At 48.6% G+C, this 23,703-nt stretch carries 18 protein-coding genes; 4 read left to right on the forward strand and 14 right to left on the reverse strand.

Annotated features, from left to right (window positions below; genetic code table 11):
• Positions 1-266: 266 nt before the first annotated feature.
• A complete protein-coding gene (locus AB0L18_RS08305; RefSeq protein ID WP_367392125.1) occupies positions 267-443 on the forward strand; it encodes a hypothetical protein in 177 nt (58 codons plus the stop codon).
• Between the two features lie 47 nt (positions 444-490).
• Here the strand turns inward: AB0L18_RS08305 and AB0L18_RS08310 are convergent, their stop codons facing one another.
• The 5 genes from AB0L18_RS08310 to AB0L18_RS08330 form a co-directional block, all read right to left on the reverse strand.
• Positions 491-1,156, reverse strand: coding sequence for an NAD-dependent epimerase/dehydratase family protein (locus tag AB0L18_RS08310; protein ID WP_367392126.1), 666 nt, complete (start codon positions 1,154-1,156; stop codon positions 491-493).
• Between the two features lie 20 nt (positions 1,157-1,176).
• Positions 1,177-3,435: a DUF5682 family protein gene (locus AB0L18_RS08315; RefSeq protein ID WP_367392127.1), complete on the reverse strand. Its 2,259-nt coding sequence runs from the start codon at positions 3,433-3,435 to the stop codon at positions 1,177-1,179.
• Positions 3,428-4,093 carry a CBS domain-containing protein gene (locus AB0L18_RS08320; RefSeq protein WP_367392128.1) on the reverse strand — a complete coding sequence of 222 codons (666 nt, stop codon included), beginning with the start codon at positions 4,091-4,093 and terminating at the stop codon, positions 3,428-3,430. The genes AB0L18_RS08315 and AB0L18_RS08320 overlap by 8 nt, the downstream gene beginning before the upstream one ends.
• Positions 4,094-4,114: 21 nt before the next feature.
• On the reverse strand, positions 4,115-4,927 hold the full coding sequence (locus AB0L18_RS08325) for an NINE protein (protein WP_367392129.1): 813 nt from the start codon (positions 4,925-4,927) through the stop codon (positions 4,115-4,117).
• Between the two features lie 131 nt (positions 4,928-5,058).
• The gene (locus AB0L18_RS08330) at positions 5,059-7,431 is read right to left on the reverse strand and encodes an amino acid permease (protein ID WP_367392130.1); all 2,373 of its coding nucleotides are present in this window, start codon (positions 7,429-7,431) and stop codon (positions 5,059-5,061) included.
• A 113-nt stretch (positions 7,432-7,544) separates the two neighbouring features.
• Here AB0L18_RS08330 and AB0L18_RS08335 point away from each other — a divergent pair, with 113 nt between their 5' ends.
• Positions 7,545-8,876: a flavin-containing monooxygenase gene (locus AB0L18_RS08335; protein ID WP_367392131.1), complete on the forward strand. Its 1,332-nt coding sequence runs from the start codon at positions 7,545-7,547 to the stop codon at positions 8,874-8,876.
• 121 nt (positions 8,877-8,997) lie between these two features.
• On the opposite strand, the gene AB0L18_RS08340 is transcribed toward AB0L18_RS08335, so the two are convergent.
• On the reverse strand, positions 8,998-9,702 hold the full coding sequence (locus tag AB0L18_RS08340; protein ID WP_367392132.1) for a GH25 family lysozyme: 705 nt from the start codon (positions 9,700-9,702) through the stop codon (positions 8,998-9,000).
• A 222-nt stretch (positions 9,703-9,924) separates the two neighbouring features.
• On the opposite strand from AB0L18_RS08340, the gene AB0L18_RS08345 reads away from it, so the two are divergent.
• Positions 9,925-11,112, forward strand: coding sequence for an aspartate aminotransferase family protein (locus AB0L18_RS08345; RefSeq protein WP_367392133.1), 1,188 nt, complete (start codon positions 9,925-9,927; stop codon positions 11,110-11,112).
• Positions 11,113-11,342: 230 nt separating this feature from the next.
• Positions 11,343-13,112 carry an aspartate--tRNA ligase gene (aspS, locus tag AB0L18_RS08350; protein ID WP_367392134.1) on the forward strand — a complete coding sequence of 590 codons (1,770 nt, stop codon included), beginning with the start codon at positions 11,343-11,345 and terminating at the stop codon, positions 13,110-13,112.
• A 66-nt stretch (positions 13,113-13,178) separates the two neighbouring features.
• Here aspS and AB0L18_RS08355 read toward each other — a convergent pair whose 3' ends face one another.
• The 8 genes from AB0L18_RS08355 to AB0L18_RS08390 form a co-directional block, all read right to left on the reverse strand.
• Positions 13,179-13,970, reverse strand: a complete 792-nt coding sequence (locus AB0L18_RS08355; RefSeq protein ID WP_367392135.1) for an amidohydrolase — start codon at positions 13,968-13,970, stop codon at positions 13,179-13,181.
• Between the two features lie 130 nt (positions 13,971-14,100).
• Positions 14,101-14,694, reverse strand: a complete 594-nt coding sequence (locus tag AB0L18_RS08360) for a 50S ribosomal protein L25 (RefSeq protein ID WP_367392136.1) — start codon at positions 14,692-14,694, stop codon at positions 14,101-14,103.
• Positions 14,695-14,811: 117 nt separating this feature from the next.
• Complete coding sequence (locus tag AB0L18_RS08365) at positions 14,812-15,750, reverse strand: ribose-phosphate pyrophosphokinase (RefSeq protein WP_367393138.1); 939 nt, start codon at positions 15,748-15,750, stop codon at positions 14,812-14,814.
• A gap of 179 nt (positions 15,751-15,929) precedes the next feature.
• Positions 15,930-16,742, reverse strand: a complete 813-nt coding sequence (locus AB0L18_RS08370) for a pseudouridine synthase (protein WP_367392137.1) — start codon at positions 16,740-16,742, stop codon at positions 15,930-15,932.
• Between the two features lie 122 nt (positions 16,743-16,864).
• Positions 16,865-17,323 carry an NUDIX domain-containing protein gene (locus tag AB0L18_RS08375; RefSeq protein WP_367392138.1) on the reverse strand — a complete coding sequence of 153 codons (459 nt, stop codon included), beginning with the start codon at positions 17,321-17,323 and terminating at the stop codon, positions 16,865-16,867.
• Positions 17,324-17,456: 133 nt separating this feature from the next.
• Positions 17,457-18,854: a VWA domain-containing protein gene (locus tag AB0L18_RS08380; protein ID WP_367392139.1), complete on the reverse strand. Its 1,398-nt coding sequence runs from the start codon at positions 18,852-18,854 to the stop codon at positions 17,457-17,459.
• A gap of 91 nt (positions 18,855-18,945) precedes the next feature.
• Positions 18,946-22,287 carry an isoleucine--tRNA ligase gene (gene ileS / locus AB0L18_RS08385; protein ID WP_367392140.1) on the reverse strand — a complete coding sequence of 1,114 codons (3,342 nt, stop codon included), beginning with the start codon at positions 22,285-22,287 and terminating at the stop codon, positions 18,946-18,948.
• Positions 22,288-22,653: 366 nt separating this feature from the next.
• Entirely contained in the window at positions 22,654-23,703 is a 1,050-nt protein-coding gene (locus tag AB0L18_RS08390) for a hypothetical protein (protein ID WP_367392141.1), read from the reverse strand.

The following is a 23,703-nucleotide window of genomic DNA, read 5'->3' on the forward strand; positions in this document are numbered from 1 at the left end:
TATAGCGCTTCAAATGAGCCCTGCTGTCTTTTTGTTACACTATGCAAACCACAAATACTAGGTTGGGGTTTAGCAAACCGCTAAATTAGCGATATTATTCAGACAATCAATGATTGCACAATACATACGCTAGTTATGGTGCCAGAAAATATGCAACTTGGAGAAACGGAAACCATGCTCCTCTCCGCCACGGTCATCCTTTTGCTGTTAGCTTTGCTGATCCTTAAGATCAGAAGCAACAAGCGTAACTTTTAAATGCTGGCAGTATGCGTAAAGGACGTTGGATTTTGATTGCCCTCCTGGTGATCGGTGCTTTTACCGCAGGCTGGAAACGTGTTGAACCGCTGTGGGATTCGGCCCGTCATGATCCTGCTCTGGGATTGGTTTACCTGATTATTATTTTGCTGGTAGGGATGACCATTGCCAGGGTGGTGGGGGATTGAGATTTTTTAACCATATAAGTTCATTTAAGGGCATGTAAGTCTTTCTCTTAACCATTTTCTGCTAACTGATTAATAGCTGCTCCTTCCAAATGCTTCAAATCCTGGTTGGCATGCACGGAATTTATCATAGCCTTGCCAAACTTGCTGCTGGTCGTTACCGATTTTATTCTTTTCAGTAATGGGTAAAACGGCTTCATGAGTAGATAGATGTATTTATACCAGCTGGTTCCCGAACTCACTTCTCCTTCAGGAATAAGTGCTCCAAGCCTAAACATGTAAGCATCTTTAAATCCTTTGTTCAGTACATAGTTTTCTGTTTTACCTTTCACCCTGGCCCACATGGTTGGTCCTTGCTCACTGGAATCGGTACCCATACCGGATACATAATTAAAAACCATTTCAGGGTTAGCGGCATAACAAGTATCAGCTAACGATTTTGTGATTTCAAAAGTGAACTTGTGAAATTCTTCCTCGCTTTTGCCTACAGAGGAAACGCCCATGCAATGAAAACACGCATCGAAGCCTGAAAACGCCTTGGCTAGCTTGCTGAAATCCGTAAAATCGGAATGGATGACCTCTTTGAGTTTTGGATGTGAAATCCCCAGTTCTCTACGATTGACAATAAGAACTTCTTCCACCTTGTCATTCACCAAGCACTCATTGAGGGTAGAACGACCAACCATTCCGGTAGAACCGGTTATTATTACATTCATTTGAATTGTTTTTTATAAACTCACTCCATAATCCACCCCCGAACCGCCACCAACAAATCCTCCGCCAGCGGCGAAACCTCTGCGGGAGCGGCTTCCTTATCTACTTTTTGCGCCTCTTCCGGTGCATAACCTTTCTGCACCAAACCCAACATGCGCTGCCGCTCGCCCGGACTGAATTGGGCGAAAGTTCTGCGCAAGAGCGGCAGGAGGGGCTCCAATTCATCCATAGGCAAGGCTTGCACCCAGCGATCGACCAATTGCCATAAGGGTGGGTGGTGGAGCAAGAGCAAACCACTACCGTTTAAGAAACCGGCCAACCAGTTGGTGACCTCCAGGGGTTCATTGCCCGGGGAAAGGGCATAATCCAAACGCTGACTAGTGGTCTCCAGGTCCAGTCTTTCCTGATCAAAGAGCAAGCGGGTAGCCAGGCCTTTCAACAGCGGCGCGATGCCGGGAATATTGGCCAGTTTTTCTACGGCTGGCCACCAATGGTCATCGAGCAAGGGCAGGGCCAACTGGCACAAGCCGCGGTGGGTAGCCAAAAAGTCACTCAGTAGTAATCGGGCGGCTTCTTCGTCAATGTTCATGGCCGAAGCGGGGAGGGCAGCAGCTAACCTTGGCGCAATCTCATCTACCAAAATGGCCAGTGCCGTCACATCGGTCTTGCGGGCGTCGCCGTACTGGATGATCTTGATGAGCGTGGGCAAGCCTGCCAACAGCTCCTGCACATCTTTGGTAAGTGCCGAGCGGTCGCGCAGTTGCTTGGTGACGACCTCTACGGCTTGGCGCAAATCGGCCTTTAAGCCCAGTAAAACGGCTTGGGCCAATTGTAAAATGTTGGCCGTTGGGTCTTGTTGGCGGAGCTTATTATCGGCGGCTTCCGCAAGGGAGTTGCCCCACATGGCGGCTTCCAGAATGCTCAGGCTAAATTCGGGTTGCCAGTGCAGCAGCCACAACTCTTTGAAGGCCCCGAGATCATTGGCACTTACCTCTTGCTGCCGCCCCCAGTGGATATCCAGGATCTGCAAGCGGTGCAATAATTGGCTTTTGAGCCGATCATTGTCCTCGCGCAAATCAATGCCGCCACGTGGGTTGGTTTTGGTGCCTTTTAGCCATTGCTCGCCGGTGATTCCCCAGTATTTGTTGAGGCGAGTGGTTTTCAAGCTTTGGGTGAAGTCTTTCTGGAGAGGGACGACCGAGGCGTTCTCGGGTACCTGTCCCACTTTTTCGCCCAACATCAGGACTTGTTCAATCAGCTGCAAGCGTTCTTCCGCGCCGTGGCAAAGGATGCTGAGTGCGGCGGAGCGCAGGTCTTCTAAATTTGGGATTCTTTGTCCGCGCATGCCTGCCAGTGTGTAGGCCAGTCGTACAGCCTCCTGGGCATGCGCTGGCGAGGTATCCAAGCCCTCCTGGCGCAAGAGTTGGGCCGCTTTGACCATCCAGTGAATGGTGGCTTCCCGGTTGTAGTCGTAGAGCAATTCGTACCAGGCGGGCGAGTGGACACCAGCTCCGTAACCATTTTCGCGAGACAAGCGCGGATAACTCCAGGGAATCCAGGCTGCTTTTACCTTCACCTTGGGCAAACCACGTAACACCTGCGTGTCAGCAGCTGTTTTGTAACGGGCTACCTCCAACAGTGCCGGACTGTGCCAGGCACCACAAACAACAGCGATGCGTTCGAAACCACCGCGCAGTGCCTTACGCAATTCCTGGCGCATGAAGGCTTCTCGCAGTAAGGTTTCGCGGCTGTTGTGATGGGCTTCCGCCCGAAGGGTCGTGATGAGTTCGTTGATGGCGTGAAAGAGCGCAAAGTCATCGGTTTCCTGTTCAAAGGTCAGGTCCCACCATTGTTCCCGATCGGTAAAACCTGCTAGCAGTGCTACCTCTCCGAGGGGGTCACGTTGCCAGGCACCGGGCAATTGCTTTCCTACTTCCAGTTGTTTTTGTGCCTTGAGGCCGAGTTGTGTGCCTACGGGTAAGTCAATCGCCTGAGCGGGAATGCCCTCTCTGGCTGCCCAGCGTAGTGCTTGCCATTCTGGTGAAAACCGGGCAAAAGGATAGTAGTAGGCTTGTTGAATATCATTTTGATCATACACGACCAATGCCACCGGAGGCTCGAGCGCCAGTTGGCCCATTTGTTCCAATTCCTTTTGGGCGTCTGCTGGGAATTCCACCAGCAAGCAATCGGGTTGCCAGCTCTCTAATGCCTGCATAAGTCGGCGGGCAGAGCCGGGGCCATGATGGCGAATACCAAAAACTTGTAACTTGGATTTAGACATTCAAATAGCTGATGAAGCTATCGTATCGTTCGCGCAGGCTATCGAAATATTCGATCTCGTTGAAGGTCGCTTTGATCACAAAATCGAAGCGTTCAAAAGAAGCAAGAATATTGGTGATGTTTTGTTTGTTAACCTTAAGGGTCACCTCAATGCGTGGCGATTCCTGAAAGGTTTGTACATGCGCACTCAGGATGACCGCGTTTTCCGACTCTACGATCCGGGCAAGTTGTGCAAGGGAATAATCCTGGCGAAGCATCTCCAAAACAATAATTCCGCCGGGTTCCCGGAAGGTGCCACTTTCGGCAAAATGGCGAAGGAGGTCTTCTGCGGTAATGAGCCCTACATAGTGCCGCTTTTCGTCGACTACCGGAATGGCCGTTAGCTGGTGGTCGGCTACGAGGCGAATAATATCGTAAAGGTGATCTTTGGTGCGTACAAAGGGGTGCTGCAAACTGAGTTTGTAACTTCCTACAGCCGCTTCCGCATCGTGATCAAGAATATCATCTTCTGAGAGCAATCCCAGTAACTCGTGCTGATTGACAATAGGCAGGTGACGAACATAAAATTCGTTCATAATGCCTAATGCTTCTTCTCCCGTGTCAGAAGTGCGGAGAGGAATAATTACGTCGGAGATAAGTTGTTCAGCAGTCATGTTCATGGGGAGTTTGTGTTCGGGTATTTAGCGCAAAAGTTTTTCTTTTTGCACTTGAAATTCTTCTTCTGTCAGCAATCCTTTTTCCTTTAGTTTTGCCAGTTTTTGCAACTGATCCAGTAGGTCACCTTGGCTGTTTTGCTGGGGAGGAGCTTGCTTGTCTAATAGATTCTCCTGAGGAGTATTTAGTTGCTTGGCCAGGCGAAAACCATTGGCTTCAAAGGGTAAAAACTCGGGTTGAATACGTAAGTACGCAAGATGGTCACGGGTCTTGATTACCTCCGTATCATCAAAGCCAAGGGCTACTGCTCGGTCGAGGTGATAAAAGGCTTTGTCTTTATGTTCCATTAAGGAATGCGCGCAAGCCAGGTTGAAATGTGCCGCAATGTTTTTTGGGTCGATCTTAAGGGCATTGTTGAAGGCAATGATGGCACCTTCGTAATCATAGTCTTCAAATTTTGCCTTACCTTCTTTGAGATGGGGGTTGTTTTTAGGAGTGGCCGTACGTTTGGGAGCTACCTGCTCATAACGCCGACTATTCCGGTCTTCGTAACGCTGGTTTCTGTTTTCTCGCCTCCGGTCATTACGGTCTTTGAACGATCCTTGGTTTCTTTCAAGGTGCTTGTTGTATTTGTCATCAAAAGCACCTTGGTCCATCGAGAAAAGGATGATCGCATCTAGTACGCCAATAAAAAGAAAAACCCAAAAATTGTTAACCAGAAAAATGGGCAGCAGTACAATGTACGCAATACCTAATCCTACCTGCCCGAGGTAGAAGCGATGCAATCCCATGTAGCCTGCAACCAGGGCCAAGATACCGGCCACTGTTTTATTTTTCATAATAATTTATCGTGCACTGTTGAATAGATCCGATCAATCAACACAAGATGAAGAAAAAAAAGACATTCCCCAAATAGGACGCCGACATATTCGATAGATGAGGCCGGGGCTTAGACGAAGAGGCCATCTTGCTATTTGATTTCTTTTTGCTCTACGGCATTAACAAATAAAATGTTACCAATGTTGCTGTATCCCAGGAAAACTTCCCTGCCGTCATGTTTGACCACTTCTTCTCGGAAACCTAGAATGGTAAGGTCGGCATCACGGGATTTTTCGTTGATGACATTGAGGGTAGCTAGGTTGGGGTCGCGGGCGATAATTTCAATGTTTTGGGTAGATATTGGCAACTGGCCAGCTTCGATCAGTTGGTACAAATGTTGGCGCTCTACCTCACAGGTGGCTTCCGGGTAAAGGGCGAATATCTTGATTTCTGCTTCCCCCCAATCTTTGTGCCCCAACAGCACGTAGGCCAGCAAAATCATCAGGTTGGCATTGTCAAAATCTTTGCTGGTGAGCCAAATGTGGATTTCTTTTTTCAAACCAAAACCCCGCTCTGAGCTGGCCAGAATGGCCACGTCAAAATCTACGGAACGGATGAGTTTGAAGTTGTCAACGATGTCGTCCAGGTCATCAGGAGCATGCTTTGAAAACTCTAATAGCAAGAGGTTGTTTTCGGTCCCCGCAATTCCCGGCAACTGGATCACTTGTGCAACGCTGGAAGTGTACGAAGGACTGATCAGTGTGTCCACATAAATATTACTGGAACTGGCCTCCCCCATCCGGATCAACCGCTCCTTGATGTCTTTGGCTTCCTGGTTGGTTTGCCGCGATAAATAGCCTTTGATTTGATGAATATAAGTACCAAAGCCGTATTTCTGAGCAATCCAGCGCAGCATATCAAATGCGCCCAAGCGTTGGAAGGAGTCGCTGGTAAGGGCTACGGCAGAAGGTCGCCAGTTGCCTTTTTCTTTATCGGCCTTTTGCAGGAATACCTGGAGCCTTCTACTCAATTGGAAAATCACTCCCTGGAAAATGACGGCAATACTGCGTTTGTCAGGGTTGAAGGAAGAAATTAAAAAATACAGACCAATGATAAAGACAACCGCTAGCAAGGCGTAGGTCGTGTTCATAAAAAACATCAAGCCAAAACAAGCAATGGCCCCAAACAGTGAGATAAACCACTTGGAGCGAAACTTGGGCCGGTAGCTGGGGTCGGCCGCAAAGTGATTGAGGAAAGAAATCAAACAAAGCGATCCGTAGGTCACCATGAAAAACATCGAAATCACCTCTGCCACGCTATCAATAGCCCCCATGGAAATGAAAATAAGCGCAATGATGACCGTGATCACCGAAGCATTGTAAGGCTCGTCGTTTTTGCCTTTGCCTACCGATATCCAGCGATTTAGGGCTGGTGTGGGGAATATTTTATCCCGGGCAATCGCCTGCAATGTACGCGGAGCCACCATGATGGAACCCAGCGCCGAAGAGATCGTAGCAGCTGCCAAACCTACGGGAATAAGCCACCATCCCTGGATGGCAATGTCGGCCATAATAAGTTTGGAGGTATCGGCCAAATCTTCAGGGCTGGCAGATACGGCCAGCTTGTAAGCAATCAAAAAATAGACAAACATGCCGGCAATAGTTGCAGCCAAGGTGCCTAGCGGAATAGACCGTCCAGGATCACGCAAGTCGCCAGAGAGGCCCACCCCCGCAGTCATACCGGTAAAAGCCGGAAAAATGATTGCGAATACGGTGAAAAAACCGATGGGTAAACCCGGACTGGAAGGGTCGGCGGGGGTACGCTGGGCCTCAATTATGGGCACCTGGTTCAAGATGGTCGTACTGTCGTCATCAACCGCCGGATTAGGTCGTGCAATGATCGTTGTGTCGTCAATGACTTCGGTGTTGTAGATGGTGGCCATTGGGTCGAGGCGGTGGCTGGCTTCGTAATCGGTGCTGCCCGCAAAGAAAGCAATCATACTGATGGCCAGGGTAGCTACTACGACATAGAGGGCTTTTACGCCCAAGTCTGCTCCTTTGGTGAGCACTATCATCGTGAGCAAAAGCAAAGCGGGTACACTGATGAGTTGTTTCTGCTCCAGTAGCCATATTCCCCAGGCGGGAAGGTAGAAGCTGCTGGTCAGCCAGTCGATGCCGGTACTAAAAGCTTCCGTGAAAGCCATGATGTAAAAAGCCACGCTGATCGCTTGTGAAAGGTAGAGCGCTAAACCAATGGTAGAGCCGATCACCAGCCCGAACGAGCGGGAAATGATATAGTACTCTCCCCCTCCTTCTACTTTTTGGTTGGTGGCGATTTCGGCGATAGCCATTGCGGTAGGAATCGTCACGGCATGGCCAATCACGATAATGGCAATCGTGCCGAGAAAACCTACACTCCCCACAGCAAAGCCAAAGCGCAAAAACATGATCGCGCCAAGAATAGTAGAGATGGCGGTAAAAAAAACTGGTCCGGTTCCGAATTTTTGTTTTAGCTGCTCATTCATTATGCCAAGGTAGTGATATGTACTTAAAAAAGGAAGAACACCAATAGCCGGTACCCGCTTATCAGAATCCAAGCTGCGTTTTTATCTTTGTACTAAACTTTCAACCTTAAAAGATGAAGAATCCCCCAAGGGTAGCAGTCATCGGTGCAGGCTGTTCTGGTATTACCGCGCTGAAAAATTTATTGCAGGCTGGTGTAGAAGAAGTGGTCTGTTTTGAGCAAAATGACGAAGTAGGAGGCAATTGGATTTATTCCCCTCAGCTATCTCATTCCAGTGTGTGCGAAACGACCCATATCATTTCTTCCAAAACATTGTCGGCTTATGTCGATTTTCCCATGCCGGAAGACTATCCCGATTATCCTTCTCACGAGCAGGTCTTGGCATATTTTCAATCGTATGCGCGGCATTTTGGCTTGTATCCCTATATTCAATTCAATAGTCGGATAACCGCTGCAACCCTTTTGGATAACCAACAATGGGAGCTACAAATTAATGGACAAGAGGCCCAGGTTTTTGATTATCTCTTTGTTGCCAATGGACATCACAATGTGCCACGTCATCCCGAAGGGGTAGAGGCGGCGTTTGCTGGAGAGTACTTGCATGCGCACGCTTACAAAAACAATGCGCCTTTTAAAGACAAGCGAGTCTTGGTCATTGGTTCAGGGAATTCCGGCTGTGATTGTGCGGTAGAGATCAGTAGGGTCGCCCAACACGCAGCCATCAGTATCCGTCGGGCGCAGTACATCATTCCAAAGTTCTTTCTGGGGAAACCCACCGATACGTTCAACAAAGTCATCACCTACCCGCCCAAGCCACTGGGCAACCTCATGCGTAGCCTTACCTTGAAGTTGATGGTGGGAGATTATCGAAGCTACGATCTGCCTAAACCCGATTTTCCAGTCACTGCCGCCCACCCTACCCTCAATTCAGAGTTGTTGTACAAAATACGGCATGGCAAAGTGCATCCTCGTTCCGGGATCGCCAGCATCAAAGGGAAGGAAATTACCTTCAAGGATGGTCGGCAAGAGGAATATGATACCATCGTAGCTGCGACGGGCTACAAAATCACCCTGCCGTTTTTTAAGAAAGATTTTATCAATTACGAAGACGTTGATCGTATTCCACTCTACCTGCGGATGTTCCACGAGCAATACCCGAGTTTGGTTTTTATTGGCCTTTTTCAGCCGCAAGGGGCCATCTGGCCACTTAGTGATCTACAGGCGAAGTTGGCGGCCAGTTATGTAACAGGGCGTTGGCAAAGGCCAGCCAACCTGGGCGCTTTAGCGGAAAAAGACAGCGATTTTATCGCCAAAGAGTTTACCCGTAGCCAGCGGCATACCATCGAAGTGCATTACCATCGTTTTCGCAATCAGCTTTTGCAACAGATTCCTAAGTCTGCACCCGACTGGAGCGGGCAAAAAAAAGCTGTGTTCCATGACGCATGAACACAGCAAAAAGGGCTACAGTATAGGATAAAAGCTTAAAATTGAATACAGCAAGAAAACAATGATTGACATCGCAAAGGTGCGATTAGAAGATGAAGCCAGCCTTAAGTGGGTATTAACTTTAGTTTAAGCTTAGTACGGTGTGTTGACCAAAAGAGAGCTGGTCCAATTCCAGCCAGTCACCAGCAAAAACATTGAAATCAACATAACCATCAATTCCGGCAATCTTTCCTCGGTTGCCGTATTGCCAGAATTGCCAATCGCGGCCACAAGCCAGCACTGGTTCCTCGTCATTGTAACGAGCGATCCATAATGGATACTCGTCGAAATGACCAGCGAGATGTTTGTTGTAAAATTTGAGATTGGTGTACAAGATAGGGCGTACGCCATAATATTCATAGATCGCGTCCAGCCAGATTTTTAAAGAAACGATGAGCAGGGCCGGATGGCTGTTGTCTAGCACTTCAATATCTAAAACAGGAGGGAGGTCGCCGTCAAGAAGTTCTACTTGATCAATAAAGTGTTGAGCTTGAGCCAGAGGGTCGGTTGTTGGTCGAAAAAAGTGATAAGCCCCACGACGTAAGCCTGCGTCGCGAATGGCAGACCAGTTTTCCTGAAAAAGCGTATCTAAATGCGTAGCTCCTTCGGTGGCTTTTACAAAGGCAAAGTGGATATCTTGTTGTGCTACCTGCTCCCAGTCGATAGCCAGTTGATAGCGGGACACATCAATCCCTTGAATAGCAAAATCCACCCTGCGAACAGTATCCCCCTGGCAGGAAGCCAAAAGTAGAAGAACAGCAGTAATGGGAAGCAGTGACCTCAACACTAGTAGATAATTGAAGAATGGTTATTGGGGGTATTCGCCCTTTTTTATTGCAATAACGTTCAATTTGCTCGAAAAGATGCGTTAAGTTAAGTTCTTTTTGCCACTTAAAATTTGGTGAGAATAAAAAGTTGGAACCCTGTATACTGGCCGACTTATTGAACAATACCCAACAAGCAGTTGTACCTTTGCACTGTCATCCTAAAATATAGACAGAACCGTATTATGCCCAATTTACGCCAACTTTTCCTTGCTCATGTTGCTCAAACCAGTGATTTCCCACTTGGACTGGAAATTGCTGCTAGCGAAGGCATGTATCTTTACGACCGGGAGGGGAAAGCTTACCTTGATCTCATTGCCGGCATCGGGGTGAGCAGCCTCGGGCACCGCCATCCCAAAGTGGTAACGGCAGCTAAAGAACAACTGGACAAATACCTGCATACCATCGTGTACGGTGAGTTTGTATTGGCCCCACAGGTGCAGCTGGCAAGCCTGATTGCCGCGCAACTCCCCGCTCCTTTGGATAGCGTCTATTTCACCAACAGCGGCACCGAAGCCACCGAGGGCGCCATGAAGTTGGCCAAACGATATACCGGGCGGCACGAGTTCCTCTCCGCTACCCGTTCCTACCACGGTAGCACGCAGGGAGCCGCCAGCCTGATGTGGCCCAAAGATTTTACCCAGGCATTTCATCCGCTACTGCCTGGCATTCGGCATCTGGATTTCAACTGTGATTTTTGCTTGTCTAAAATTACGACCAAAACAGCAGCTGTTATCCTGGAGACGGTGCAAGCCGAATGGGGTATCCGCAAACCGAATAAAGCTTGGCTGCAGGCTGTTAGAAAGCGCTGCGACGAGGTAGGCGCGCTCCTTATTCTCGATGAAATACAAGCGGGCTACGGCCGCACGGGTACCCTCTGGGCGTTTGAGCAATACGATGTTGTTCCCGACATTCTCTTGATTGCCAAGGGCATGGGTGGCGGTATGCCCATTGGTGCTTTTGTCGCTCCCCGAGCCATCATGCACACCCTGGCCAGTGATCCTATTTTGGGGCACATTACCACTTTTGGTGGCCATCCCGTCTCAACAGCGGCAGGACTGGCGACACTACAGACCATTCTCGATGAAAACCTGGTGGCTCAAGTACCCGCCAAAGAGCAGTTGTTTTTGCAGTTGTTGCAGCATCCCCGCATCCTGGATGTACGAAGTGCCGGCCTGTGGCTGGCGGTAGAGCTGGCCAGTTTTGAAGAGGTGCAAACGGTCATCAAATACTGCCTGGAACAAGGGCTGATCACCGATTGGTTTCTCTTCAATGACCGTAGTCTGCGCATCGCCCCACCACTGATCATCACCGAAGAAGAAATTAGGAAAGCTTGTGCCATTGTGTTGGGAGGGCTGGATCAGTTGAATTGATCATTTGGGGCTATACCGTCGTTCCTTGGTACCAGGCTGTTCGTTCTGCTCCATAGCGTTGGGTTTCAAACCCGACGCTATGGAGCAGAACGGCTTCCATCCTTTATGTCCGGTACCACAAATAAACCCATAGACATGCCGTTATAGCCCGGAACTATTCTTACTTTTGCGGTCTTTAAGCTTTAAATCAACTGCTTGGCGCAAAACCGCCAACAGCAAAATTATAACTCATGTATCGTACACACAATTGCGGCGAGCTCCGCATGTCTGATGTAGGACAAGAAGTAACCCTGAGTGGCTGGGTACAGGTAGGCCGCGATTTTGGAGCCCTTACTTTTGTGGATTTGCGAGATCGTTACGGCATCACCCAGCTGGTTTTTGATAGTGAAGACAATGCTGCTTTGTGCGAGCAGGCCCGTAAACTCGGTCGTGAGTTTGTAATTACGGCCAGCGGTTTGGTGCGCGAGCGTACCAATAAAAATGCCAATCGTAGCACTGGAGACATCGAGATCGAAGTAAAGTCGTTGTCTATTTTAAATAGCTCCAAAGTTCCTCCTTTCACCATTGAGGAAGAAACGGATGGTGGTGACGACCTGCGGATGAAATACCGCTATCTCGATTTGCGACGCAGACCACTGCAAAGCAACATCATCTTCCGCAGCAAACTGGCCCTGGAAACACGCAAGTTCCTCGATAGCCAAAACTTTGTGGAGGTAGAAACCCCCTTCCTGATCAAAAGTACCCCGGAAGGTGCTCGCGACTTTGTGGTGCCTAGCCGGATGAATCAGGGTGAGTTTTACGCCCTGCCTCAAAGCCCGCAAACCTTCAAGCAAATCTTGATGGTAGGTGGTTTTGATCGCTATTTCCAGATCGTGAAGTGTTTCCGCGACGAAGACTTGCGGGCGGATCGCCAACCGGAGTTTACCCAGATTGACTGCGAGATGGCTTTCGTTACCCAAGACGAGGTACTGGCTACCTTTGAAGGACTCACCAAGCACCTCTTCAAGCATACTTTAGGGATTGATTTGCCCGATTTTCCGCACATGACCTACGACGAAGCTATGCGTCGCTATGGTATTGATAAACCCGATGTGCGCTTTGGGATGGAGCTTACCGACCTCAACGAAGTGGCGCAAAACAAAGGCTTCGCTATTTTCGATAGCGCTGAATTGGTAGTGGGTATCTGCGCCAAAGGCCAGGCCGAATACACGCGCAAGCAGTTGGATGCGCTGACCGATTGGGTGAAGCGCCCGCAGATTGGTGCCAAAGGGCTGGTTTACGTCAAATGCAATGAAGACGGCACTTTCAAATCATCAGTAGATAAATTCTTCAATCAGGAAGACCTTAAAGCCTGGGCCGAAAAATTCGGTGCCGAACCCGGCGATCTACTGCTGGTACTTAGTGGAGAAGAAGAAAAGACCCGCAAGCAGATGGGAGAACTGCGCCTGGAAATGGGCCGCCAGTTGAATCTGATGACACCGGGCGTTTTCAAGCCATTGTGGGTAGTGGATTTTCCGCTCCTGGAGTGGGACGAAGAGGCAGAGCGGTTCCACGCTATGCACCACCCCTTCACCAGTCCGAAAAAAGCAGACATGGAGCGGATGCTCAATGGCGACCACGAAACCATGAAAGCCCTGCGGGCAGACGCTTATGACCTCGTTATCAATGGCTCGGAAATTGGTGGGGGCTCAATTCGTATCCACGACCGTACGCTGCAGGAGAAAAACTTCAAACTGCTCGGGTTTACTCAGGAAGAAGCCGAAGAGCAGTTTGGCTTCCTGATGGGAGCCTTTGAGTATGGTGCTCCTCCGCACGGAGGCATCGCTTTCGGTTTCGACCGCTTGTGCGCCGTAATGAACGGACAAAGTTCTATCCGCGACTTTATCGCCTTCCCGAAAAACAACCAAGGCCGTGATATGATGATCGATGCCCCTTCCGGCGTAGCCAAGGAGCAACTGGATGAGCTGGGGCTGGCGTTGAACTTGAAAAAGAAAGCTTAGAATCAGCTGCTTTCAGTTATTGAAAAAACGGTAGTAGAGTGATCTGCTACCGTTTTTTTATGATGCTTAATCCCTCTGGATAGATCCATGAATGCTGAATTCATCCTGATCTGGCAAAAAAGCCAACTTCTTCCGAAAGGTAGCTTGTTCCTCCTTCTTGATCTCAAATTGCGCAACCATCTCTCTGGGAGGAAGATGCTGACTAATTTTTCCGTCATAATTCACCAGGCAGGAATCGCCTGCGTAATAGGCACCATTGCCATCAGTGCCTACCCTGTTGAGGCCAATGGTATATGCCTGATTTTCTATCGCCCGCGCCTGTAAGAGGGTACGCCAGGCCATTCCCCGTTTGTCGGGAAAATTAGCCACGTAGAGCAGTAGATCGTAGTCGAATTGGTTGCGACTCCAAACCGGGAAGCGTAAGTCGTAGCAAATCAGGGGCATGATTTTCCAGCCTTTGTATTCCACCAACAACTGTTCTTTTCCTGGCGTGTATACCTTCTCCTCTCCGGCCAAAGTGAAGAGGTGACGCTTGTCGTAGCTGCGTATTGTTCCATTTGGAAATACCCAAAGTAAGCGATTATAGAAGTTGCGATTTTCTTCAATGATAACGCTACCTGTAATGGCGGTATTCATGGCGGCCGCCTGTTGTTGAAGCCAAGCGACCGTCTCTCCAGTCATCGTTTCTGCTAACTTCGCGGGTTCCATGCTGAAGCCTGTCGTAAACATCTCAGGCAAGACGATGAGGTCAGTGCCAGGAGCGATGGACTCAAACAAGCGGGTGAATTTGTGGCGATTGTCGGCAGCCTGTTCCCAGATGAGGTCAGCTTGGAATAATGCTATTTTTAAACGGTCCATGTGCTTTGTTTTTTAGCTGGGTTTTCGACCAAAGTACAGTATACACAACAAAAAAAAGCGAGCATACCACCGAAGGGTATACTCGCTTTTTTATATTTCAATGCCTTGCAAATCGGCAAAGCAATGGTGCTTACTTTTTGCCAGCAGCTTTCTTCTCTGCAGTAGCAGCAGAACGAAGCGCACGAGGTACTTCGATGATACCTACAGGAGCTCCAGAAGGGCTCATGATTTCTACTCCGTCAACTGGAGCAATATCACGAACACGAATAGACTGGCCCAATTCCAAAGAAGTGATGTCAAGAGATAGCTCATTGACCATGTTCTCAGGAGTGGTTTTGATTTTGATCCGACGCATCAGGCGCAATAGCTTACCACCTGCGCGCATACCTGGAGCAGTACCATTGAAACGTACAGGTACTTCCACTTTTACAGGATGACCATCAATCAAATGGAGGAAATCCAAGTGAACGATATCATCGGTAACAGGATCAAACTGAATGTCCTTTACAATGGCACGATAAGTATTACCATCTACATTTACCTCTGCTAACTTGAACTTAGGTGTATAGATGAGCGACTTAACTGCTTTTTGCGTAGTAGCAAAATGGATAGTCTTTTCCTTGCTGTACAAAACCGCAGGTACTTCGCCAGCGTTACGAATCGCTTTGGTAGCTTTCTTACCTACGTCCGTTCTTATTTGTCCTGAAACAGTTACTGCTTCCATGATAGTTATTCTTTATCTATTAACGACCCTTGTCTACCAAAGGCCCTAAAAAGGCACGCAAAGATAGGTAAATCCTAGAAAATGTGTTAGTTGGAGTCAATTTTTTTTAAAAATTCCTTACTGCTCTACAAATAAGGCCGAAATCGAACGGTGTTCATGGGTATTTCTGATGGCTCGGGCAAAGAGTTTTGCCGTCGAAAGCACCTTGATACGGTCTGATGCTTGCTTTAAAGGAATGGTGTCACACACTAGCAATTCCTCCAATACAGAATTCTCAACGTTCTCATAGGCTTTGCCGCTCAGTACAGGGTGCGTGCAAAGTGCCCGAACACTTTTTGCTCCCTTTTTCATAATGATATCTGCAGCGCGGCAAAGCGTTCCGGCGGTGTCTACCAAGTCATCTACCAAAACAACATCAGCGTCTTTCACTTCGCCAATGACCGTCATTTCGGCAATCTCATTGGCACGCTTGCGGTATTTATCACAAATAACCAGCGGGCGATTAAAGTGCTTGGCGTAGGTTCTGGCTCTCTTCACGCCACCTACATCAGGAGAAGCAAAAATCACGTTGCTCATATCCAGGTTTTCCTGAAGGTAGGGCAGGTAAATGGCCTCGCTTTTCAAGTGATCCACCGGAATGTCAAAAAATCCCTGAATTTGGTCAGCGTGTAAATCCATGGTCATGATCCTGTCCGCGCCAGCAGCTTGGAGTAAGTTGGCAATCAACTTAGCAGAAATAGGCACCCTGGGCTTGTCCTTCCGATCCTGGCGAGCATAACCGAAATAGGGGATCACCGCCGTAATGTAACCTGCTGAAGCTCGCTTTGCCGCATCAATCGCCAACAACAACTCGAAAAGATTTTCGTGAGGTTGGTAGGTAGAGGTAATGAAGAAAACAAATCCACCGCGCACTGATTCATTAATCACTGGCTGCATTTCGCCATCGCTGAAACGCTTGATGGTCAGGTCGCCCAGCGGCTGTCCATAATAATCAGCGATTTTTTCGCCAAGATAACGGGAGTTGGTCGTGGAAAGAATTTTTACGTCAACCATCATATTAAATTGTGGCTCGTGATTTTTTGCTGAATTCAATTTCATAACTGTAGATATACTCAATCAACGAAATATCATACCAAGCACTTATCGTACTCATAAGTGTGGTTGTTCATGTTGTCGAGTCTGTATTCAGGGAACTACCAGCAAAGGTAGGAATAATAAAAAGCGTGCACGAGGAATTACTTAACAAAATGCTTCAGCATCGTAATTTCCTGAGGGGTCAGGTAGCGGAAATAAGATCGGGGTAGGTCTTTTTTTGTTAATCCCGCCAAATAGGGGCGATCCAGCTTCACCACCTGATAGCCCAAGTGCTCGAAAATCCGGCGAACAATGCGGTTGCGGCCCAGGTGAATTTCCATACTCACTACCTCCTGCTGGTCGGGCTTCAGGTAATTAACCCAGTCTACACTCACCGGCCCGTCTTCCAAGGTCAACCCTGCGGTAATCTTCGCCAAATCTTCTGGTGTGACCGGTTTGTCCAAGGTTGCCTCGTATACTTTAGGGACCTCATGACTGGGGTGCATGAGTTTTTTGGCCAGCTGGCCATCGTTGGTCAACAATAGTAGTCCGGTCGTATCCCTGTCTAGCCGCCCTACGGGATAAATTCGTTGCTTCACAGCACCCGCCAAAACATCCATCACCGTCTTACGACCATGTTCGTCAGACAAAGTGGTGATCACGCCACTGGGCTTGTTCAACAATATATATACGAGTTCTTCTTCCGGTTGCACTACGGTACCCCGGAAAGTGATCACATCGCCTTCCTGTACCTGATAGGCGGGGTTGATCTCCAGTACATCGTTGACTTTCACGAGGCCATCTTTCACGTACTCGCCTGCTTGTCGGCGGCTACAGATACCGCTGTGGGCAATGTACTTATTGAGGCGCATCCCGATGATCTCTGCCGGATCCCTTTGCACCTTGGGTGCAGGACCTGCATTGCGGGCACGACTTTGCCGAAAACGAGGATTATTACCAGGACCTTTACTCATGTTGCTTGTATATGCTTGCCGCAAAGATACGCTCTTGAGGGCAAAGTCGGAGGGCGGAAGTGGGAAGTCGGAAATTCTGCGTCTAATTACTTCCGACTTCCCATTTTCCGACTTCCGACTTCCTAATCCATATCCCCCAAATAAACCGGCCGCTCCGAAGCATCCAGATCAAACAGCCATTGGATCATGTCCAAGGGATAAAATTTGGCCTGGGCCAGTTCTTCCAGTGGTACCCAGCTCACCCCAATTTGGTAATGATCGCGGCCAGTTCCCATCTTGGGCTCCGCACCCGGTAGCAGGTGACAGCGGAAGAAGAATTCCACCTGATGTACGTGTTGAAGGCGTGCCTGCCCTGGATGGTTACGGCCGATATAATCCCTTACAAACAGTAATTCCCCTACTTCTACCTTTACACTGGCTTCCTCCCAGCACTCTCTCACGACCGCTTCGGCCAGACTCTCCTGGTATTCCTGTCCTCCGCCGGGCACGCAATGGAAAATACCGCGCTTGTCCTCGTTTTTGTTACAAAGGAGTTTCCCGTCTTGGATAATGATGGCTTTGACCGAGTTACGTATTGGCATATTTGGCGCTTTTACTAATAAACAATGAAAGGTAGGTGAACAAGGTAGTGCTTAAAAAGATTCCAAAAGGGAGTGCGTAATGATGTTTTTCTGACTACCCTATTCGCATAAAACTATGTGGTAAAAAAACGGCCTACTCTGGAAAAATCGCCCACAAATTCTCCGTAGCCGCCCCCCAGCAATTAACTCTCCGCAGTTCGGGCAAATCAAATCGACATGCTTTCACCAAGTCAAATCGGTATTCTTCCAATCGGCAGCGGTTGCCATCCATGTAGAGGAGTCGCCCGAAAGTGTTTTCTGTAAGGCAGGTATATTCGGCAAAGGCATTGGTATTGTCCAGGCTGGCCCCCAGGAAGGTCATGATATTGATGGTGATTTGCTGACTGGCCAGGCTATTGGTCCATTCACAGATGTCTACGCCCGGCAAGCGGCACACGTTTTCGCCATCACTGATGAAAATGAGTGCTTTTGTGGTGTTGGGGTTATCGGTAAAAAGCGTGGGGGTTTCCTGCAAGATGGTGAGCAGCGGGGTCGTGCCATCCGGTACCAAAAACTTTAGGGCATACCCCAGGTCTTTACGACTCAGCTCGCCCGCTGGGTGCCAAAGACGCGGTACCGTACCACAGTCGCCACCGATGGTGCCAATCCCTACCTGGGTCGCTTCGGCGAAATTCGCGAGAAGCAACTGCGCAGTTTCTCGCATTACATCAAAGCGATCTTCTCCAATACAACTCACCTCCTCCATGACCATACTGCCCGAAATGTCTAATAAAAAGACGACTTCATCGTAATCAATAAACTCCAACAGCGGCTGCACGTTGGCGGGCAAGCTGGCGTATTGGTAGGTTTTTAGCTGGCGTTCGTCTCTGTTGAGTACGCTGTCTTCAACGATGATTTCAGATGCTAGCCCGAGCGTGTCCACCAGGAGCTGGTAGTTTTTTGCTGCCTGAATGTTTTGCACATCAGCGCGGTAAGCCGCAAGAAAGCTGGTGACTCCGCGCTCCAAATCCCGGCGATGTACGTGGTAGTGGGGGCCCAGATTGTCGTGAGCGGCGGCACCTTTACCTTGGTTCATCACCTGAGCATAACCCAGTGCGTTGAGCATAATCGAGCGTTCCTCAGGGTAGGGCAACTCCGTTTGCAGTTCTATCGCTCGCTTCAATGGCGCAATGGCATTGCCGTACCTCAGTCCGTAGAGGTTAATCATCCCGTTGACGAAATTTTGCAAACTCGCAAGATGGGTATAATCAGGATGCCTTGTACTGAGCATGGTCTTGCCTCTGCCGAGGACTTCCAGCGCATCATCGGTTTTTTGCTGCTGCCCCAGGGAAAGGGCATAAGCCAGCGCGAAATTGTACTGGTTGGGATGCAATTGGTAAGCTCTTCGCAAATGATTTTCCGCCCGCCCGTAATCTCCTTCCGAAAAATAGTACGACCCGAGGAAGTAATTGCGGTAAGCTTCTTTGCCACCACCGGCCATCGCCGCATGGGTGAAAAGGAAAAATAAGAACAGGAATAACAGTCGTTTCATGGGGATAATCCAATTAAAAAAGTGTTGCCGCACTTAAACGCAAGGCGGCAACACTTTATGGCGGTACTTGGAAAGAATAACGCGAAGGATGCTAAGAGCGCTTCTCCACTGCAATCATCGCTTCCAATTCTCCGGGCAATTCCACGGCTTCGCCTCCGCTGGCATCGCCAATCAGCAAGGCGTCCGCTAGAACCTCTCCTTTGATCAAGTCACCAAAGTTGTTCACGGCGCGCTCAATGGCAGGATCATCACTGATCACTACGGTGATGCGATCCGTCACCTCAAAGTCCTTGTCTTTGCGGATATTCTGGATACGATTGACCAACTCGCGGGCCATGCCTTCGTCTTCCAAAAGTTCGGTTAGCGTCAAGTCCAGTGCTACCGTGAGTTTGCCATCGGTGGCTACTTTCCAGCCGGGGATGTCTTCCGTCGTGATCTCGAAATCCTCCATCGTCAGCTCGAAGTTTTCGTCGCCTACGACCAAGGTGTAAGTACCCGATTTTTCGAGCGCCGCAATATCCTCCTGACCAAATTGGTTGATCGCCTGCGCGGCAGCCTTCATGTTTTTACCCAAGCGCTTACCGAGCGTCTTGAAGTTGGGCTTGATCCGCTTTTTCAGGAAGCCTTCTTCATCGTCGCGTAGATAGGCAATTTCCTTCACGTTTACTTCGGCCAGGATCAGATCCTTGACCTCCTCTACCTGGTGTTCAAAACCGGCATCAAGCACCGGAAGTAAGATTTTCTGCAACGGCTGCCGAACCCGGATCATGTCCTTCTTACGGATACTGAGCACCAGACTGGAGATACGCTGAGCATAATCCATCCGTTCCTCCAGGCCGAGGTCAATCAGGGCTTCGTCGGCAGGCTCCAGCAAACTCAAGTGTACGGAGTCGTACTGCAGGCGAGAGCCTTCTTTTTTGGCTGCCTCCTTCACGCCTTCCGTAAGGTTGCAGTACAGCCAATCACTAAAGAACGGTGCTACTGGCGACATCAACTGAGCCGTTGTCACCAGGCATTCGTACAAGGTCTCGTAGGCGGCTTGCTTATCGGCATTCATCTCTCCTTTCCAGAAACGACGACGGCACAGGCGCACGTACCAGTTACTCAAGTGTTCATCAACAAAGCGTTCAACGGCACGGCAAGCCTTGGTAGGCTCGTAGGCCGAAAGCTGCTCCTGCACCTCTTTGGTCAGGCTGTTGAGTTTAGAGATGATCCAACGATCAATTTCGGGGCGCTCGGCTACGGGGATGCTCTGTCCTGTTAATGGCTGCCATTCATCGATGTTAGCGTAAAGTGTAAAGAAGCTATAGGTATTGAACAGGGTACCGAACAATTTGCGGCGCACTTCTTCTATGCCTTCCAGGTCAAATTTGAGGTTATCCCAAGGATCGCTGTTGGCCATCATGTACCAGCGGGTAGCGTCAGCACCGTACTCTTTCAGGGTGTCAAATGGATCAGCGGCATTGCCCAATCGCTTCGACATTTTCTGTCCGTTTTTGTCCAGCACCAGTCCGTTAGAAACTACATTTTTGAACGATACGGTATCGTAGGCCATCACGGCAATGGCGTGCAGGGTGTAAAACCAACCACGGGTTTGATCTACGCCTTCGGCAATGAAGTTAGCGGGAAAACTTTGCTCAAAAGGAGCCTTGAAAGGCTGCTCGTCGCCGGCGGCCAGTTTTTCGTAGTCAAGTCCCCACTGGGCGTAAGGCATAGCACCTGAATCGAACCACACGTCGATTAGGTCCAGCTCGCGCTTCATCGTTTGGCCATCCTCGCTTACGAGTACAATCTCGTCGATGTAGGGGCGGTGGAGGTCTTTGGGAACTTGCTGGCTCAGCCCCAGCACTTTATTGGCTTTCTCCACCTCGCGGGTAAGTTCGGGGATAGAACCGATACAGATTTCTTGCTTGCCATCTTCGGTGCGCCAGATCGGCAGCGGGATACCCCAAAAGCGGGAACGACTCAGGTTCCAGTCTTGCAGGTTCTCCAGCCATTTTCCGAAACGACCTTCACCCGTACTGACGGGCTTCCAGTTGATGGTCTTGTTGAGTTCCGACATGCGCTCCTTGTAATCACTGGCCCGTACAAACCAGCTGTCGAGCGGGTAGTACAGCACCGGGCGATCCGTCCGCCAGCAGTGAGGGTACGAGTGCAGGTATTTCTCCGAATGGAAAAGTTTGTTCTCTTCCTTGAGTTTGATCACGATGTCTACATCTGTGGGGCGCTCTTCCTCCTGGCCGTAGTCTTTTACGTAGCGGCCCGCAAAATCTGTGACTTCTGCCACAAATTTACCCTGGCGATCTACCAGTGGCATCGGGTTGCCAAATTCGTCTTTTACCAACAAGGCAGGGATGTCGTTCTCCTTGGCTACGCGCATATCATCCGCACCAAAGGTCGGTGCAATGTGTACGATCCCTGTACCGTCTTCCGTACTCACAAAGTCACCAACGATCACACGGAAAGCATCACCTTCGGGTTGAACGTAAGGCATCAGCTGTTCGTAGCGGGTACCCGCCAGTTCTTCCCCCGTCATCTCGGCGACGATCTCGATGTAAGGGTAAGGCTTGTTGCCGGGCTGCGCATCTGCGGCCGTCATATCGGGCTTGGCTTCCGAAAAATAGGCATTCAGCCGATCTTTTGCCAAAGTCACCAACATCGGTTCCTGCGTGTAGCGGTTGAAGGTGCGAACCTTCACGTAAGGAATCTTTTTGCCAACCGCCAGCGCTGTATTGGAAGGAAGGGTCCAGGGAGTGGTTGTCCACGCCAGGATGTACTCGTTGTCGGTACCCTTTACTTTAAATTGAGCTACTGCCGAGGTGTCGCGGATTTCTTTGTAAGCACCCGGCATGTTCAGCTCGTGCGAACTCAGTCCCGTACCCGCAGCCGGAGAAAATGGCTGGATGGTATATCCTTTGTACATCAAACCCTTGCGGTGCAGGCGCTGCAAAAGGAACCATACCGACTCGATATAGCTGTTCTCGTAAGTGATGTAAGGATTGTCCAGGTCTACCCAGTAGCCCATCTTGCGGGTCAGGTCGTCCCAGATGTCCTTGTAGCGCATCACGGTTTCGCGGCACTTCTGGTTGTATTCGTCTACCGAAATTTTCTTGCCAATATCGTCCTTGGTGATGCCCAGTTCTTTCTCTACACTCAGTTCGATGGGCAAACCGTGCGTATCCCAGCCACCTTTACGGTCGACGCGCTCGCCTTGGAGCGTATGGAAGCGGCAGAAGATATCTTTGATGGCACGGGCCATGACGTGGTGAATACCGGGCAGGCCATTGGCCGACGGAGGGCCTTCATAAAAAACGTAAGTCTTCTCTGGATCGCGTTCCTGGATAGAGCGATCGAAGATGTTTTCGGTCTCCCAAAACCGGAGGATTTCCTGGTCGATCTCGGGTAAGTTCAGCTGTTTATACGACTTGTACATCGGTAGCGTACGGTTAGTTTTTCAATGAATGTGCAAAAGTACAAAACAAAAAGCTCCGACAGAGGCCATCTGTCGGAGCTTTTTGAATAGCAAAAATTAGCACCTACAGATCGCCGGGCGAACTGATAATAATAATGCTAATAATTATACTTTGCTGTTGCATGTGGCGAATATAGGTGTTTTTTGGAGATGGGGCAAGAAATAAGTCATCCTTCGTTTCAACGCACGTCCTAGTAGCTTGAGTAATATACTGTTCTTTTTAGCTACACTAATCGTCGCAGACTTCTTGGAGTTCTTAACGGCAAATACTCAATGCCTGTCGCTTAATGCTCAAATTTACCATCTAAAATGATCCTTATTATTAGATCAATTTATTACAATTCCTCTCTCATTCCAGCTAGTGAAACAAAACCTCTCATGATCTTTAGGTATATCCTTTACTGAAAAGGTTTGCTCTTTAATAATGCCTTCCACTAATTCAGCTGCTTTATAAAGGACTGTTGAAGTACTTGGTTTATAAACAGATGTTTCTAGGTCTATGAGTTTACCATTGGAGGTTAAAGTCATAGTTGCACGAATAACAACCCTCGTTCTAATACCTTCAGATAGGAGCGGATGGCTCTTAAATTCGTCAAATAAAAACGTTTCAAAACTTCTACCGTCCTTTAACGAAGGAAATGTACCTCTAGGAGGATATTTATAGGGGACATATTTTTTTATTGCTTTTACGATTGACTTGTTCGCATAAATGCCTCCATAATACCAAGGAGCAACTCGGCTAATTTTTCCATCATTTAATGAAAGTTTCAGTAAGTAGTTGTCAACCATCAAAACATAAAGTTGGTCTCCATCAAGGAAAATGTATTCATTCGTTAAGCTTATTTTTTTTGGTAAATAGCGTTGAGTTATACGAGGAGAAATAAATCCCAAATCAATCTCATCTGTTCTAAAAAGAGCTTCCTTATACCAAAGTCTATCATTGTGATACTTAGACCAATATCTATAAAGAGCGTACATGTTTTCATGCTCAATATTCATAGCATGAATGATTGAATCCAAAGGGTATTCTCTACGTTTTTCCCAAAACTCGTATTGTGTTATACTTGGGCTATTGGATTTATGAAGTCCAAAATTTATATCATAGAAAAATTTGCCATCATTACTTAGAACATTATAATTCCTGAAATGCCTTTCCATGCTATACAAGAAAGAACCATTAATAAAAACTTCGGTTTTTCCTTCTTTGCCATCCCCATAAGGGTTATAACAAATCGATTTTATTTTAATTTTACCCTGCCTTTGGACGTATGGCACAGCCAAAGATTGTTCCATTGATGAACCTTCGACATCCGAAATGATTACAAATAGTAGAAAGAAAAAAGACAGATGTAATCTGTGTGTGTTTAATGTATTCAT

Source organism: Lewinella sp. LCG006, assembly GCF_040784935.1.
Lineage (GTDB): Bacteria > Bacteroidota > Bacteroidia > Chitinophagales > Saprospiraceae > Lewinella.